Consider the following 13,929-nt stretch of genomic DNA (forward strand, 5'->3'; position numbering starts at 1 on the left):
GGCATCCGCGGTGATCCGCGGAGCCGGGAGCGCCGTCCGAGCGGTCAGCGGCTGTTGACGCAGACGTTGTGGGACTGCGACGACAGCAGGTTCACCAGACCGATGGAGTTCCCGCAGGCGTTGACGTCCACGTCGATCGGAATCTGGACGACATTGCCGGACAGGAAGCCGGGACTGTGGCTGGCGACACCGACGGGGCCGTCGGCCGCTACCGCGGTGCCGGCGGTTGCCAGCAGGGCCACGCTCGCCAGGCCGGCCGCGGTCAGCAGACGTATACGCATGGGAAACTCCTGTCGTACGCAGAGACATGTGTGTCCACAAACGGGACGTGTGCCTTCACCTTCACGGCGATCTTTGCGACGCGACATCCCTGCGCGTCCGAACGGGGCCCGGACTGGTCCGTACAGGTTTCCCGCGAGCCCGGGAAGGTACCCCGGCAGCGGAGAGGAGCGGCCCTTCAGTGCCGCGGGCGCGCCGTCACGGCGGGTGCTCCGGGCTCCTCCGGATGCACGGCGGGCTCCGGCGTTGAATGGTGAGATATCGGACCCGATGACCGCACCGGGGCCGCAACAGGATCCGGACCCTAGGAGCACATGATGTCGACGTCCCAGCCCGATGCGTCCCGGCAGTCCGAGGACAGCACCACCCCGGACCGCCTGCTCCACGCCCGCACCGGCACCGATGTGTCGCCCGAGGACATCGTCCTCGCCGCGGGCAAGGACCTCACCCCGCAGAATCTCGAATGGGCCAGGCAGAAGCTTGACCGGGAAGGCCCTGCCGCCCTGGACAAGATGCTTCCCTGACGCGCCGCCCCGCTCCCGCCCGCGACGACCGGGCCGGCGCATGCGCACAACGCGACCGGGCCGGTGCACGCTGCACCGGCCCGGTCGCGTTGTGCGCATGCGCGTCCGTCAGTCGTCTCCGTCACGGGGGCGCGCCCGTCGTGGGTCAGGGCCGTGACGGGTCAGGTCCCCAGCGGGATCACATTCGAGGCGGGTCAGCCCCCGCCCTGCTCGTCGGGCAGCTCGGTCTCGTCGGGCAGCACGGCCTCCTCGGGCAGCACGGCCTCCTCGGGCACGACGTGCACGGCGGCCTCCTCCGCGCTCGCGGCGCCCGCGTCGATGCCCACGTCGTCGGCGACGCTCTCCTCGGTGGTGTCGCCGTGGGTGCCCTCGTCCGGGGCGACCAGCCGTCCGGCGCGCTCGTCCCCGGCCTCCGGGTCGACGACCTCGCCGTCGCCGCCGGGCAGGTCCCCCACACCGTCACCGGTCGTTCCCAAGGCGTCGGGCTCCTCCTGTTCGAGCCGCTGGTCGAGGGTCTCCCCCTCGTGCTGCTCGGCGGCCGTGGTGCCGTACTTGGTGACGCCGAGCGGCTTCTCCGGCGGTGAGTAGCCCTCGTCGAGGGTGTCGTCGGAGATCAGCTCGTCGACGGCTTCCTGCGGGTCGAGCGGTGCGGCGTCCGCCTGCTCCTCGTTGCTGCCGGTGGGCTGGTAGGCGTCGTCGCCCATCGGTTCCGTACTCATGTCGTCCTCCACTCGCGGCCTCTCGCGGCCTCTCGCGGCGCGCCACGTCCACTCGTAGGTCCCCGGCGGCGCCAGTTCCGCGTTTCCCGGAACGGGATCCCTAACCCCGTGACCAGCGCGGGGCGACGCGGGCGGTGAGCTCGCCGATCGGGCCGGCGGGCCAGGGGCGGGCGTAGCCGGGCGGGGTGGCGCCGGGGCCGGTGAGGTGGGCGACGGGGATGCTGTCGGCGGTGCGCAGGATCTCGGCGACGGTGGTGTTCTCGTTGTGTCCGGCGGTCGCGCCGGAGGAGCAGCCGGTGTAGTAGCCGATGGGGATGGCCTGGTAGCCGGTGATCAGGCAGGGCGGGCGGACGCCGAGGTCGTGGAGCCGGGCGGCGGTGCGCGCCCAGTCGCGGCGGCTGTCGTGGTTGCGGTCCACGGCGGCGATCAGGACGGCCAGCTGCACCGCGAGATGACCGGCGACCGCAAGCGCGACGGCCGCAGTGACGACGTTCCTGCGCCGGCCGCCGCCCGGGGCACGGACCAGATGCCACAGGGCGTCGGCGACGGGGAGGGCGAGCAGGGCGTAGGCGGGCTGCAGGAAGCGGGGCGCCGCGTATCCGATCATGAACAGGTACGGGAAGGCGACGGTCGCGGCGCAGACCAGCGGCACCACGGTGGGCAGCGTGCGCCCGCGGCGGACGGCGACGACCAGGGCGAGCACGGCGAGCAGCGGCAGGGCGAACCACCACAGGGTGACCACCAGGGCGGGCATCTCCCCGGTGCAGGGCCGGCACAGGGCGCGGCCGCCGAGGCTGCGCAGCTGGTCGCCGACGGCGATGTGCCAGCCGAGCCCGCCCTGGATGCGGGAGGCCTCGGCCAGCCGTGCGGACAGGCCGCCGTGCCAGGCGTAGGCCTCGATCACCCAGGGGACGACGCCCGCCGCGACACCGGCGACCAGGGCGGGCAGGGCGCGCCGGCGGCGGGTCACCAGGGCGAGGACGACGAGCGGGACCGTCACGTAGACGGCGTCGGTGGGCCGCATCCAGGCCATGAGCGCGGTTCCCGCGAACCCGCCCCACAGTGCGCCGGGCGCACCGCCGCCGTCGCGGTGGCGCAGGAAGCAGCCGACGGTGATGAGGGCACCGGCCGCCACCCAGTAGTTGGGCATGGCCTGCGGTCCGTAGAACAGGGTGATCCACAGCGTGGCGAAGAAGGCCCCGCCGGTGACCAGGACCCGCGTCGGGAACAGGCCGCGCCAGCAGCGCAGGGCGAGGTGGAGGGCCAGGCCCGACAGCACGGCGAGGTAGATCCGCAGCAGGGCGGTCGAGTCGGACCAGGAGGCGACGGGCGCGACCAGCAGGGAGACGCCGCGCGAGCGGGGGGCGCTGAAGAAGGCCGCCGGGTGGTGGGAGGTGACCTGGCTGACGTAGACGATCTCGTCCCAGCCGAGTCCCAGCGTGGGGCGGACGAGGACGAGCTGGGCGAGGGTGAAGAGGCCGGCCACCAGGGCGATCGGGCGGGTGCCGCGCATCCGGCGGGGCCGGCCCGGTCCGGGCGGCTGTTCGCGTCGCCGCTGGCCTACGAGGAGGGCGCCGCTGCCCTGGGTCATCGTCCACCTCTCCTGTCCGACCGTCTGCCCGATCGGCTGTCCGACCGTCATGTGAATCGGAACATCAGAAAATCGGAAAACGTGGACAACCTAACCCGGTAGGCCGGTCCGGGCCGGGTGGAACTCGGCCGACTGCCGTAATGCTTTCGGTACGTGACCGGCCGTCAGCTGGCGGTCCCGGGCGCCAGCAGCTCGGCGAGGTCGGTGACGACCCGGTCGGCTCCATGGGCGTACAGCGCGTCGCCCCGGCCGGTGCGGTCCACGCCGACGACATAGCCGAAGCCGCCGGCGCGGGCGGCGTCCATGCCGGACAGGGCGTCCTCGAACACGGCGGCGCGGGCCGGCTCCACGCCCAGTTCGCGGGCGGCGGCGAGGAAGGTGTCGGGGCTCGGCTTGCCGGCCAGGCCGCGTTCGGCGGCGATCACGCCGTCGATGCGGACGTCGAACAGCTCTTCGGCGCCGATGGAACGCAGCACGTCCCGGCAGTTGGCGCTGGCCGAGACGATCGCGGTGCGCAGGCCGCGGGCGCGCACCCGCTCGATGTAGCGCAGGGTGCCCTCGTACGCCTCCACGCCGCCGCTGCGGATCATCTCCAGCAGCCGCTCGTTCTTGCGGTTGCCGAGGCCGTGCACGGTCGGCGCCTCGGGCGGGTCGTCGGGGGTGCCCTCGGGGAGTTCGATGCCGCGGGAGGCGAGGAAGGTGCGGACACCGTCGGCGCGCGGACGGCCGTCGACGTACTCGCCGTAGTCGGTGTCGTCGAAGGGGCGGAAGCCCTCGCCCTCGCGCTCGCGCAGGAACGCGTCGAAGGTCTCCTTCCACGCGGCGGCGTGCACGACCGCCGTCCTGGTGACGACGCCGTCGAGGTCGAAGAGGCAGGCGAGGATGGTGTCGGGCAGGCCCAGATCCGTCATACCGGCCACTGTTCCCCACGGCACCGGTGTCTTCCTCCACAGTCCCGGATGCCGGGGCCCTCCGGGTGACACACTCTGCTGTGTGGCGCTGACCTTCGACGACCTCCTCGACCGTGCCCGCGCCCTCCCCCGGGACGGGCGGCGTGCGATCCTCGGCATCGCCGGAAGCCCCGGCTCCGGCAAGTCCACCCTCGCGGAGCGCCTGGTGCGAGCCCTGAACGAGGGCCGGGAGCCGTGGGTCGCGCACGTCCCCATGGACGGCTTCCACCTCGCCGACGCGGAGCTGGAGCGGCTGGGCCGCCGGAACCGCAAGGGCGCCCCCGACACCTTCGACGCGGCCGGCTACGCCGCACTGCTGGCCCGCATCCGGCAGGAGCCGTACGACGAGGTGGTGTACGCGCCGGGTTTCGAGCGGGTCCTGGAGCAGCCGATCGCGGGCGCCGTTCCGGTGCCGCCGCAGGCCCGGCTGGTGGTGACCGAGGGGAACTACCTGCTGCTGGAGAAGGGGGCGTGGGCGCGGGTGCGGGCCTGCCTCGACGAGGTGTGGTTCTGCGCACTGGACGAGTCCGAGCGCCTGCGCCGGCTGATCGCCCGCCACGAGGAGTTCGGCAAGACGCACGAGGAGGCGGTGGCCTGGGTGACGCGCAGCGACCAGCGCAACGCCGAACTGGTCGCCGCGACCCGCCACCGCGCCGACCTGATCGTGCCGATGGCCGCCCTGGACGGCCCGACCGCGGACGTCCTGCGGGCCGGCAGGCGTCTCACGGAACAGAATCCAGTGGACGCGACGCCCTCCGCTGACCGACGCTCACCGGCATGATCAGAACAGCCACGGAGCACGACGTCCCCGAGATCCTCGCGATGATCCGTGAGCTCGCCGCCTACGAGCGGGCCGCCGATCGGGCCCGCGCCACCGAGGAACAGCTGCGCGAGGCGCTGTTCGGCGAGCATCCCGCCGCGTACGTGCTGATCGCCGAGGACGACGAGTCCGGCCGGGTCGCGGGGTTCGCGCTCTGGTTCCCCCGCTTCTCCACCTGGACCGGGACCCGGGGCATCCATCTGGAGGACCTCTACGTCCGCCCGGACGCCCGGGGCTCCGGGCACGGCAGGGCGCTGATCGCGGCGCTGGCCGCGGTCTGCCGGGAGCACGGCTTCGAGCGGTTCGAGTGGGTGGTGCTGGACTGGAACGAACCCGCGGTCGCCTTCTACAAGTCGCTGGGCGCCGAGCTGCTGACCGAGTGGACGGTGTGCCGGCTCAGCGGCGCCCCGCTGGCCGGACTCGCCGCATCGGCCCCGGAGGTGAGTGGGCGTCCGGTGGTGTGAGATGTGCCGGGGTGGCCGCCGGGCGGGTGGGGCTGGTGGGAGAGTAGCGCCTCATGAGGCGTCTCGGTGTTCGGAGTTGGGCGGTTCCCGCCCTGGTGGTGCTGCTGCTCGGGCAGATGCTCGTCGCCATGGTGACCGCCGCCGTGCGGCAGACGCCCACGATCGACGAACCGGTGTATGTGGGCGCCGCCGCCGTCTATCTGGAGGAGCACAGCCTGCGGTTCAACCCCGAGCATCCGCCGCTGGGGAAGCTGCTGATCGCCGCGGGGGTCGCCGTCGCGCAGCCGCGGCTCGATCCCGGATTCGACGGTGACCAGACGCAGCTGGGGCGCCGGCTGCTGTACGAGTCGGGCAATGATCCCTGGCGGGTGATGCTGTGGGCGCGGCTGCCGGTGATCGCGCTGACGCTGGCGTTCGCGGCGGTGGTGTTCCTCTTCGCCCGTGAACTGGCCGGAACGGCGGGCGGGTTGACGGCCCTCGCGCTGTACTGCCTCTCCCCCGACGTGATCGCGCACGGCTCGCTGGCCACGCTGGACGTGCCCGCCGCCGGGTTCCTGCTGACGGCGGTGTGGCTGCTGTGGCGGGCACGGCACCGGCCGCGGCGGTTTCTGCCGTGGGCCGGCGTGGCGCTCGGCGCGGCCCTGGCGACGAAGATGAGCACCCTGCCCGCGGTGCCTGTGCTGCTGGCGCTGGCCGGTGTGTCGGTGTGGTGCGCGTCGGAGGGCGGGGGGCGTCGCAGGGCGGCGCGGGCGTGCGCGGGGGCCGCAGCGGTGGGGCTGGTGGCGGTCGCCGTCGTGTGGGTGACGTATCTGCTGGTCGATCCGCGGCTGCGGTGGAACCCTCAGCAGCATGTGCCGGTGGTGCACGGACTGCGCGGACTGATGGTGGAGTCGATGCCGCTCCCGGAGCCCTACCGGGACGGCATGCGCGTCCAGTTCGGCTTCGAGAACTTCCCCTGGGAAGGGTTCCTGTTCGGCCGGCTCTACACCGGCTCGCTGTGGTACTACCTGCCCGCCGCGCTGCTGGTGAAGACACCGCTCGGGATGCTCGCGCTGTGGGCGGCCGGTGCCGTGACGGTGCTCGCGGTGCGGCGGCTGCGTCCCGCCGCGCCCTACCTGCTGGCGGCTCCCGCGGTGCTGCTGGCGGCCGCCATGCAGGGGTCACGGAACTTCGGCACCCGGTACGCGCTGTGCCTGCCGCTGTTCCTGGCCGTGGCGGCAGGCTGTGTGCTCGTCGCGCTGCGGCACCGGTGGGGGCGGATCGCCACCGGGGCGCTGGTGGCCTTCGTCGCGGTGAGTTCGCTGCGGACGTTCCCCTTCTATCTGCCGTACTCCAACGAGGCGTTCGGCGGACCGGCGCGCACCCGGCAGCATCTGCACGACTCCAATGTGGACTGGGGGCAGGACCTCGGCCGGCTCGCCGAACGGCTGCGCGAGCGCTACCGAGGGGAGCGGATCTGGCTGGTCTACAAGGGCAGCGGGGTGCCGTCGTACTACGGGATACGGGCCACCGACCCGCGCAAGGTGCCGCCCGAGCGGGTGCACGGGGTGCTGGCGGTCTCCGACTCGGCGGCGGCCAAGGCGACCGGACGGCAGGCCCGGCTGCTCGAGGGCAGCCGTCCGGTCGAGGACGTCGGTCACTCGATCACGATCTACCGGCGGTGAGCCCCTGTCCCGTCGACGACTCCGGGCGTCACCGCCCGGCCCGCTGGAACGCCGCGGCGCTGACATGCCGCATGACGCTGCTCGACACGCGGTAGTGACCATCGGGCAGGTCGCGGGTGCGTACGACATGCACGGTGAGCGGGCCGGCCCACTCGTACCCCTTCTGTGCGGCGTGGCGGGCCAGGCAGTCGGTGAGCGCCTGGCCGACGCCGCCGCCCCGGCGGTTCAGCTCCTCGTGGACCGGGGCGGCGAGCTCCACGTCGTAGGCGTTGGGCACCATCACCCGGCCGCCCGGGGAGACGACGGCGTTGCTGTCGCACTCGTGCCGCAGCGCCTCGACCAGTTCGACCGGCTCGCGCTCGCGGCCCAGCAGTCTTGCCCGCACCGCCTCCCACCGGTTCTCCAGGACCTGCTCCAGCGCGCTCAGGGCGCTCATCGGGGGTTCACCTGCCGTCGTGTCGTCGGGGTACGGGCCGTGCCAGGGGTGCCGCGGATCGTGGGTGCCGCGGGGACGGGAGCTCAGCGGTCCTCGAAGTCGTCGGGGCGGATCTGCGCCTCCTCCAGCGCCTCGCGCAGGGTGCGGCCGGTGCCGCCCGCGTCCTGTTCGTGGCCCTTGCTCGGCTCCGTGCCCGGCGCCTGTCCGGCGTCGTCCGTGGTGCGGGTCTTCGGCCGGTTCTCCTCGGGGACGGTCATCCCGGTCGCTCCTCGGGTGCGGTGTCCGGTGCTGTGTTCTGCGGCTTCGGCGCGGGCCTCGCGGCCCTGCGCCGGTGGGCGGGTTCCCGCGGGAGCCGGGGATATCCCCGCGGATGCGTGCCGGGTGCGCAGCGGTGAGGCGGCTGGTCACCACGGTGAGTGAGCTATGTTGAACTCTCGTGGGAGATGAAGGAGGCGTACCGGTGCCATCGCCGCAGCAGGCACGCGCACAGGCATCCGCGATCACCTCGGGGAAGGCGGGTCAGGACACGGAGGTGTCCCCGACTTCCCAGCTCCGCGCGCTGTTCGACCGGCCGCGGCTCTCCCCCGGTCAGCGGCGCATCGCCCAGTACCTGATCGAGCACATCACCGAGGCGGCGTTCCTGTCGATCACGGACCTCGCGGACCGGGTCGGGGTCAGCCAGCCGTCGGTGACGCGGTTCGCCTCCGCCGTCGGCTTCAGCGGCTACCCCGCGCTGCGGGAGAAGCTGCAGTCGATCGCCCTCGGCACCTTCGCCGGCGGCGCGGCCGAGGAGAACCGGGGCAACGAGCTGCAGGCGGCGGTCGACGCGGAGATCGAGAACCTGGAGAACCTGCGGCGGGACTTCGCCGACGCGGACCGGGTCATCGAGGTCGGCCGGCAGCTGTCGCAGTCGACCCCGCTCACCGTCCTCGGCCTGCGCATCTCCGTCTCCCTGGCCGAGTACTTCGCCTACGCGGCCCGGCGCATCCATCCGGATGTGCGGCTCGTGACGCTGGGCGGCAGCGTCGCGTACGACGCGCTGCTGCAGTCGCGGGAGGCGGGCGGCACCTGGGTGCTGGCGTTCTCCATGCCGCGGCATGCGCACGAGACGCTCACCGCGGTGCAGGTGGCGCGCAGGGCCGGCCTGAAGGTCGCGCTGATCACGGACCTCGCCCTCGGGCCGATCGCGGACGAGGCCGACGTCACCTTCGCCACGGGCACCGGGTCGCGGCTGGTGTTCGACTCGTACGCGGCGCCGGGCGTGATGTGCGCGGCGCTGCTCCAGGCGATGACCGACGCGGATCCGGAGCGCACCCAGGCGCGCCTGGAGGAGTACGAACAGCTCGCCGACCAGCATCAGTTCTTCATCCGGGACTGAGCCCGTTCCTCATCCGGAATCGAGTGCGGAACCAGGCTCCCGGCCCCCTTCCGGGCCCGGGTCCGGACCGGTGACACCGCTGCGAACAGCCATGAAGTGGCCCATCCACTTCAAAGCACGCATGAATGTTTTCATACGTCTTGCAAAGCAGACGGCATATATAAATACTGCTCACGGATCGCGGCCCAGCCGCGCGCGACACCCGAAGCCGCCGGCTCCTACCCGCTCCGGCGGGCGAAGGTGTCCGGCCGGGCATCGCCTGTCCGGCCGCCTGTGGCGGCCCCGGTCATCCCCTAGGCCGGGGCCGCCCCAACCCGTCGTCCACCCAACGACGCCGCACACCCGGAAGCGATAGACATGCCCGTGACGTCCACGCGAGTCAGCCCCGACTGGCCCTGCCAGGTCAAGATGCCCGGCAGCTACGACTGGGAGCGCTCGGCAGCGAAGTGGCTGCGCGAGCTGGTGCCGGCTCGCTACGCGAGCTACCCCGCGTTCATCAGGAACCCCGTTCTCCTGGCCCGGCACGCCCAGCTCCAGGTGGAACAGGAGATCCGGGTGGCCCGCACCGCCCTGCAGACGGCCCGGGCGGACCTTCCCCGCATGGGACTCCACGAGGGTGCCATCGAGCACACCATCAAGCTCTACGCCGCCGAGGTCATGCAGCTTCAGCACATCGCCCGCAGTGTCCGCGCGGTCACCCAGGCCCTGGTGGAAGCGGGCCGCTGACCTGCGTCCGGCCCTGCCGCACCCCGGGCGGCCGCACCGCCCGCCACCTGCCCTCGATCACGGATCCAGGGGCACAAGGCTGTCATCGAACAGCGGTTTGTGTGCCATGCTCGACCCGTGAGCGACCCCATGTCCCCGGCGGAGTCCGGAGCCGCACCCGACCTGGCGGAACTCGCCAGGGTCGTGGCGCGGCAACGGGCCGAGATGGACCGCCTGCGCGAGCAGACGGCGATGTCCGGTGTCGTGGAACGCGCCAAGGGCGTGGTGATGGCCCTCACCGGCTGCTCCGCGGACGCCGCGGCCGAGACGCTGCTCCAGCGGGCCAAGGCCGCCCGCCACTCGCTGCTGGAGGAGTGCTGGATCACGCTCGGGGAGGTGACCCCCACCCCGCCCTCCGACACCGGCCCGGCCACGACGGAGGCCTACGACCGGCACGGCATGCCCGACTCCCCGGCGGGCGACGATCCGCCCGACGACGTCGCCGACGCGCTCAGCCGTCTCGGCCGGGCGCTGGTCCGGGTCGAGACCCCGCAGGACCTGGCCGGCTGCCTGCTGGAGCACCTCGCCCCGGATCTGGGCGCCGACGCGGTGATGATCTACGCCCGCCGGCCCGCCGGCCACCTGGAGCTGTTCGGCCACGCCGGCATCGACGAGGAGCTGTCCGCCCGCTGGAACCAGGTGCCGCCGTTCAGCGGTGTCGCGCCCGTGAAGACGGTCGAGACCGGCCGGGCGCACTGGCTGGAGGACTTCACCGAGGACAGCAAGCGGTATGCGCTCATCGGCGAGCCGTCCAGCCGCTGGCGCTCCCGCGTCTGGCTGCCCGTGCCGCCGAGCCAGAGGGCCGAGTACTGCATCGGTGTGCTGCGCGAGCGCGAGGGGCCGTTCACCCCGCGCGACCGCGGCCATCTGCGGGGAGTGGTCCGGCTGTGCGCGGGGCGGCTGCGCGCCTTCGCCACCCCGCAGGACGTCCCGGCCGAGGGGCTCGCGAGCGCCGTCACCGATCTGTTCGAGGCGCTGCCGGTGCCCGCGATGCTGCTGGCCCCGGTGCGCGCGCCCGGCGGTGAGGTGGAGGACTTCCGCATCGACGCGGTGACCGCGCAGGCCGCCGGTCTGCTGCGCGGCACCGGCAACGATCCGGCCGGGCGGCGGCTGCGCGAGTACCGGGAGGAACTGCCCGACGAGTCGCTGTGGCAGGGGTGCCTGCACGCGCTGGCCACCGGCGAGCCGTACGACGGCAAGCCCTTCGCCCACGAGAAGCTGGTGGACGGTGTGGCGGAGCTGGCCACCTACTCGGTGCGGGTGTCCCGGCTGGACGACGCCCTGCTGCTGACCTGGGTCCGCCATGCCTCCTCCGACCGGCAGGAGCAGCGGCTGGCCGATCTGCAGCGGCTCGGCAGCCTGGGCTGGGCGCAATGGAACCTGACCACCTCGGTGGCCTCCTGGTCCTCGCAGGTCTTCACCATCCTCGGCCGCGACCCCGGTCTCGGCCCGCTCCGGCTCGACGACCTGCCCGCGCTCGCCCTCAACGACGACCGGCCCAGGCTGGACCGGGCCATCGAGCGGCTGCTTCAGGAGGGCAAGCCCTTCGACGCCCCGTTCCGGATCCGCACGCCCCGCGGACTGCGGCATCTGCGGCTGGTCGCCGAGGCGGTGTCGGGCGTGGACGGCACCCCCGTCGAGGTGCACGGCTTCGTGCAGGACGTCTCCGAGCGGCGCCGCGCCGAACTCGCCCTGGTGGAGAGCGAGCGGGCCATCCTCACCCAGCACGACGTGCTGCAGGCCGAGCGCACCCTGGTCGCCCATCTGCAGGACGCCCTGCTGCCGCTGCCCGGGCAGCCGGTCGGCATGTCCGGGCTGCACGTCGAGGTGGCCTACCTGCCCGCGCAGGCGGGCATCTCCGTCGGCGGCGACTGGTTCAGCGCCATAGAGCTCCCCGAGGGGGACGCGCTGTTCGTCGTCGGCGACGTCGCCGGGCACGGCGTCGACGCCGTCGCCACCATGGCGCAGCTGCGGTTCACCGCCAAGGGCATGATGATCACCGGCTCCTCCCTGACCGGCGCGCTGGCCCGCCTCAACACCCTGCTGCTGCACTCCCGGGACAGCCACGGCACCGCCACCATGATCCTGGCCCGGTACGAGCCCGCCGACCGCTCCCTGGTCTGGGCGCAGGCCGGGCACACGCCGCCGCTGCTGCTGCGCGACGGCGGGGTGACCTATCTGCCCCGGCCCCGCGGCATGCTGCTCGGCGCCATCGCGGCACCGCCCTACGAAGAGGCTCGGTTCCGGCTCCAGCCGGGCGACCGGCTGCTGATGTACACGGACGGCCTGGTGGAGCGGCCCCCGGAGAACCTCGACAAGGGCCTGGACCGGCTCGCCCGGGCCGTGGCCGCCGACCTCGACGACGAACCGGGATCGCTGGGCCGGCTGCTGGACGCCATGCTGGAGGACGAGCGCCGCGACGACGTCTGCGTCCTGGACATCCGCGTGCCGCGCGAGGCGCACGGCTGAGCCGGACACCTCCCCCGCCTTCACGCCCGGTCCCGGTACGGTGTGCCGGCCCCGGCCGCGAAGGACGGCGTGCGCGACTCCAGCGCCCGCCGTGTGTCGTCGCCGTAGACGCCCTCCTCGTCGCCCTGGATGCCGTACCAGAGCTGGAACCGGGCGACGGCCGCGGTCAGCGTGGCGTCGTAGCGGCCGTCGGTGACGCCGTCCCGGTAGACGTCGGGGATGCGCAGCAGCCGCTGCTGCAGTTCCACCACCTCGGGGCCGGTGTCGCCCTCGCTGAGGAAGCCGCTGTCGTCGCGCCGCGGCGGGGGCGGCGGGGACGGGTCGGGCGCGCCGGTCGTCGGGCGGGCCGAGGCCTCGGGGGCGGCACGGTCGCCGGTGTCCGGGCCGATCAGCAGCGCGGCCCCGCCGAAGCCCACGATGGCCGCGACCGCCATGGCGGCCACCACGGCCGCGGGCCGCTCGGCGAGCGGGGCACGGCGCCGCCCGCCGGTGGGTGCGCAGGGCGGGAGTTCCTGCGTCTCCTCCTCGGATCCGGGCGGCGCCGCCGGCGTCGGCACCTGCTCGTAGTCGGCCTGGTCCTCCTCGAACTGCCGGAACAGTTCGGCGAGCGCGTCGGTGCGGCGCGGGCGCAGGACGCGGATGGGTTCGAGGGGCGGACCGCCGGATGACGGCCCTGGCTCGGACGGTGTCGTCACAGCTGCTCTCCTCCTCCCGCGGGCGGGCCGTCCCGCACACCCAGGGGACCGGCGGGCCGCCCGATGCGCAGATATACGCACCGGGCGACGCGAGGGTTCAGACGGGCGGGGAGAGCGAGTACAACCGGGCGGGGAAAGCGAGTTCAGCCGGGCGGGGCGAGTACAGCCGGGACTGAGGAAGCGAGTTCAGCCGGCGCCGAGGAAGCGGCGCAGCGAGGCCGTCATGGCGGAGACGAAGGCCTCCCGGCGCGCCTCGTCGAGGGCGTCGAGGGAGAGGTAGGGGTTGAGGTCCTCCAGCTCGACCAGCAGCAGCCCGCCGTCCGGCGCCCGGCAGGCGTCCACCCGCTGGATGCCGTGCCGGAGGGTGTTCCAGTCGATGAACCGTCGGGCGAACTCCAGGTCGGTGCGGGAGGGTTCGTAGGGCGTCAGCTGCCAGCGACGGTCCGGGTCGGGGGCGTACAGGGCGTACTGGAAGGCGTCGTCGACGAAGTAGAAGGAGACCTCGTAGGCGAAGTCGATGTGCGGCTGGACCAGGACGGTGCCGTCGACGAGCGCGGGCACCTCCTCCGGCGGGACGACGCGCAGGCCGATGGAGTCGGCGCCGAGCCGGGGCTTGACGACGTAGCGCTCGGCCGGCGGCAGGCGGTGCAGGTCCTCCGCCCGGTCGACCGTGGGGATGACCGGGTGGCCGGCGGCGGTCAGGTCGAGCAGGTACTGCTTGCCGGCCATGTCGCCGCTGCCGGTGAGCGGGTTGTAGACCGGGGTGCCGGTGGCCGTGGCCCGTGCGCGGAAGGCCTCGTACTCCTCCCGGTACTCCATCACCGGGCCGCTGTTGCGGACCACCACCGCATCGAAGGAGCCGAGCAGCGCTGCGGCGTCCTTCGGATGGCACAGGGCCAGGTCGAAGTGGGTGCGCAGCCGCGAGGTCAGGAAGACGTCCTCGTCCCCGTACCGGCGCCCGCGGGCCGGGTAGGCCAGGTCGGTCACGTACAGGACGCGGGGGCGGTCGGACGGCATGCGGGCTCCTCGGCAGTGGTGGTCGCACGATCCTATGAGCCGGCCGGCGGGTCATCGCGGACTGCACTCAGTTCCGTGCCGGGCGTGCACTGAGTGCCATGTTCGGTTCTCCAATGCTACGTTCCCGTTCATGAGCTCCAGCAGTGCGGCTCCCGGCC

The 13,929-nt window shown here is 73.2% G+C and carries 15 protein-coding genes; 7 read left to right on the plus strand and 8 right to left on the minus strand.

Features of this window, described 5'->3' with window-relative positions:
- Positions 1–44: 44 nt before the first annotated feature.
- On the minus strand, positions 45–281 hold the full coding sequence (locus ABD207_RS04355; RefSeq protein ID WP_344010164.1) for a chaplin: 237 nt from the start codon (positions 279–281) through the stop codon (positions 45–47).
- Positions 282–596: 315 nt separating this feature from the next.
- On the opposite strand from ABD207_RS04355, the gene ABD207_RS04360 reads away from it, so the two are divergent.
- A complete protein-coding gene (locus ABD207_RS04360) occupies positions 597–803 on the plus strand; it encodes a hypothetical protein (protein WP_344004863.1) in 207 nt (68 codons plus the stop codon).
- 194 nt (positions 804–997) lie between these two features.
- Here ABD207_RS04360 and ABD207_RS04365 read toward each other — a convergent pair whose 3' ends face one another.
- From ABD207_RS04365 to ABD207_RS04375, 3 genes are all read right to left on the minus strand, one after another.
- Positions 998–1,522 carry a DUF5709 domain-containing protein gene (locus ABD207_RS04365; RefSeq protein WP_344010166.1) on the minus strand — a complete coding sequence of 175 codons (525 nt, stop codon included), beginning with the start codon at positions 1,520–1,522 and terminating at the stop codon, positions 998–1,000.
- A gap of 100 nt (positions 1,523–1,622) precedes the next feature.
- Positions 1,623–3,113 carry a hypothetical protein gene (locus ABD207_RS04370; protein ID WP_344010168.1) on the minus strand — a complete coding sequence of 497 codons (1,491 nt, stop codon included), beginning with the start codon at positions 3,111–3,113 and terminating at the stop codon, positions 1,623–1,625.
- A gap of 164 nt (positions 3,114–3,277) precedes the next feature.
- Positions 3,278–4,024 carry an HAD family hydrolase gene (locus tag ABD207_RS04375; RefSeq protein WP_344010169.1) on the minus strand — a complete coding sequence of 249 codons (747 nt, stop codon included), beginning with the start codon at positions 4,022–4,024 and terminating at the stop codon, positions 3,278–3,280.
- A gap of 82 nt (positions 4,025–4,106) precedes the next feature.
- On the opposite strand from ABD207_RS04375, the gene ABD207_RS04380 reads away from it, so the two are divergent.
- From ABD207_RS04380 to ABD207_RS04390, 3 genes are read left to right on the plus strand one after another with little or no spacing between them, the layout of a single operon-like run.
- A complete protein-coding gene (locus ABD207_RS04380; RefSeq protein WP_344010171.1) occupies positions 4,107–4,844 on the plus strand; it encodes a nucleoside/nucleotide kinase family protein in 738 nt (245 codons plus the stop codon).
- Positions 4,841–5,347, plus strand: a complete 507-nt coding sequence (locus tag ABD207_RS04385; protein ID WP_344010173.1) for a GNAT family N-acetyltransferase — start codon at positions 4,841–4,843, stop codon at positions 5,345–5,347. The genes ABD207_RS04380 and ABD207_RS04385 overlap by 4 nt, the downstream gene beginning before the upstream one ends.
- A 53-nt stretch (positions 5,348–5,400) precedes the next feature.
- Positions 5,401–7,011, plus strand: a complete 1,611-nt coding sequence (locus ABD207_RS04390) for a phospholipid carrier-dependent glycosyltransferase (RefSeq protein WP_344010174.1) — start codon at positions 5,401–5,403, stop codon at positions 7,009–7,011.
- A 28-nt stretch (positions 7,012–7,039) separates the two neighbouring features.
- On the opposite strand, the gene ABD207_RS04395 is transcribed toward ABD207_RS04390, so the two are convergent.
- Complete coding sequence (locus tag ABD207_RS04395; protein ID WP_344010176.1) at positions 7,040–7,447, minus strand: DUF3662 domain-containing protein; 408 nt, start codon at positions 7,445–7,447, stop codon at positions 7,040–7,042.
- Positions 7,448–7,530: 83 nt separating this feature from the next.
- Positions 7,531–7,704 (minus strand): hypothetical protein, encoded by a 174-nt coding sequence (locus ABD207_RS04400; protein WP_344010177.1) that lies wholly within the window; start codon positions 7,702–7,704, stop codon positions 7,531–7,533.
- Between the two features lie 203 nt (positions 7,705–7,907).
- On the opposite strand from ABD207_RS04400, the gene ABD207_RS04405 reads away from it, so the two are divergent.
- From ABD207_RS04405 to ABD207_RS04415, 3 genes are all read left to right on the plus strand, one after another.
- Positions 7,908–8,825 carry a MurR/RpiR family transcriptional regulator gene (locus ABD207_RS04405; RefSeq protein ID WP_344010178.1) on the plus strand — a complete coding sequence of 306 codons (918 nt, stop codon included), beginning with the start codon at positions 7,908–7,910 and terminating at the stop codon, positions 8,823–8,825.
- Between the two features lie 357 nt (positions 8,826–9,182).
- Positions 9,183–9,551 carry a hypothetical protein gene (locus ABD207_RS04410; RefSeq protein ID WP_344004835.1) on the plus strand — a complete coding sequence of 123 codons (369 nt, stop codon included), beginning with the start codon at positions 9,183–9,185 and terminating at the stop codon, positions 9,549–9,551.
- A 129-nt stretch (positions 9,552–9,680) separates the two neighbouring features.
- Positions 9,681–12,059, plus strand: coding sequence for a SpoIIE family protein phosphatase (locus ABD207_RS04415; protein ID WP_344010300.1), 2,379 nt, complete (start codon positions 9,681–9,683; stop codon positions 12,057–12,059).
- Positions 12,060–12,079: 20 nt separating this feature from the next.
- On the opposite strand, the gene ABD207_RS04420 is transcribed toward ABD207_RS04415, so the two are convergent.
- Together ABD207_RS04420 and ABD207_RS04425 are read right to left on the minus strand one after the other, a co-directional pair.
- Positions 12,080–12,754: a peptidoglycan-binding domain-containing protein gene (locus ABD207_RS04420; RefSeq protein WP_344010180.1), complete on the minus strand. Its 675-nt coding sequence runs from the start codon at positions 12,752–12,754 to the stop codon at positions 12,080–12,082.
- Positions 12,755–12,940: 186 nt separating this feature from the next.
- On the minus strand, positions 12,941–13,771 hold the full coding sequence (locus ABD207_RS04425; protein ID WP_344010182.1) for an ATP-grasp domain-containing protein: 831 nt from the start codon (positions 13,769–13,771) through the stop codon (positions 12,941–12,943).
- Positions 13,772–13,929 lie beyond the last annotated feature (158 nt).

Origin of the sequence: Streptomyces thermospinosisporus (assembly GCF_039526425.1) — a bacterium.
In the GTDB taxonomy this organism is placed as follows: domain Bacteria; phylum Actinomycetota; class Actinomycetes; order Streptomycetales; family Streptomycetaceae; genus Streptomyces; species Streptomyces thermocarboxydovorans.

Bases quoted from the DNA above. Each gene is read 5' to 3' on its own strand.
- ABD207_RS04355 (WP_344010164.1), bottom strand. From the start codon at position 281: ATGCGTATACGTCTGCTGACCGCGGCCGGCCTGGCGAGCGTGGCCCTG.
- ABD207_RS04360 (WP_344004863.1), top strand. From the start codon at position 597: ATGTCGACGTCCCAGCCCGATGCGTCCCGGCAGTCCGAGGACAGCACC.
- ABD207_RS04365 (WP_344010166.1), bottom strand. From the start codon at position 1,522: ATGAGTACGGAACCGATGGGCGACGACGCCTACCAGCCCACCGGCAGC.
- ABD207_RS04370 (WP_344010168.1), bottom strand. From the start codon at position 3,113: ATGACCCAGGGCAGCGGCGCCCTCCTCGTAGGCCAGCGGCGACGCGAA.
- ABD207_RS04375 (WP_344010169.1), bottom strand. From the start codon at position 4,024: ATGACGGATCTGGGCCTGCCCGACACCATCCTCGCCTGCCTCTTCGAC.
- ABD207_RS04385 (WP_344010173.1), top strand. From the start codon at position 4,841: ATGATCAGAACAGCCACGGAGCACGACGTCCCCGAGATCCTCGCGATG.
- ABD207_RS04390 (WP_344010174.1), top strand. From the start codon at position 5,401: ATGAGGCGTCTCGGTGTTCGGAGTTGGGCGGTTCCCGCCCTGGTGGTG.
- ABD207_RS04395 (WP_344010176.1), bottom strand. From the start codon at position 7,447: ATGAGCGCCCTGAGCGCGCTGGAGCAGGTCCTGGAGAACCGGTGGGAG.
- ABD207_RS04400 (WP_344010177.1), bottom strand. From the start codon at position 7,704: ATGACCGTCCCCGAGGAGAACCGGCCGAAGACCCGCACCACGGACGAC.
- ABD207_RS04410 (WP_344004835.1), top strand. From the start codon at position 9,183: ATGCCCGTGACGTCCACGCGAGTCAGCCCCGACTGGCCCTGCCAGGTC.
- ABD207_RS04415 (WP_344010300.1), top strand. From the start codon at position 9,681: ATGTCCCCGGCGGAGTCCGGAGCCGCACCCGACCTGGCGGAACTCGCC.
- ABD207_RS04425 (WP_344010182.1), bottom strand. From the start codon at position 13,771: ATGCCGTCCGACCGCCCCCGCGTCCTGTACGTGACCGACCTGGCCTAC.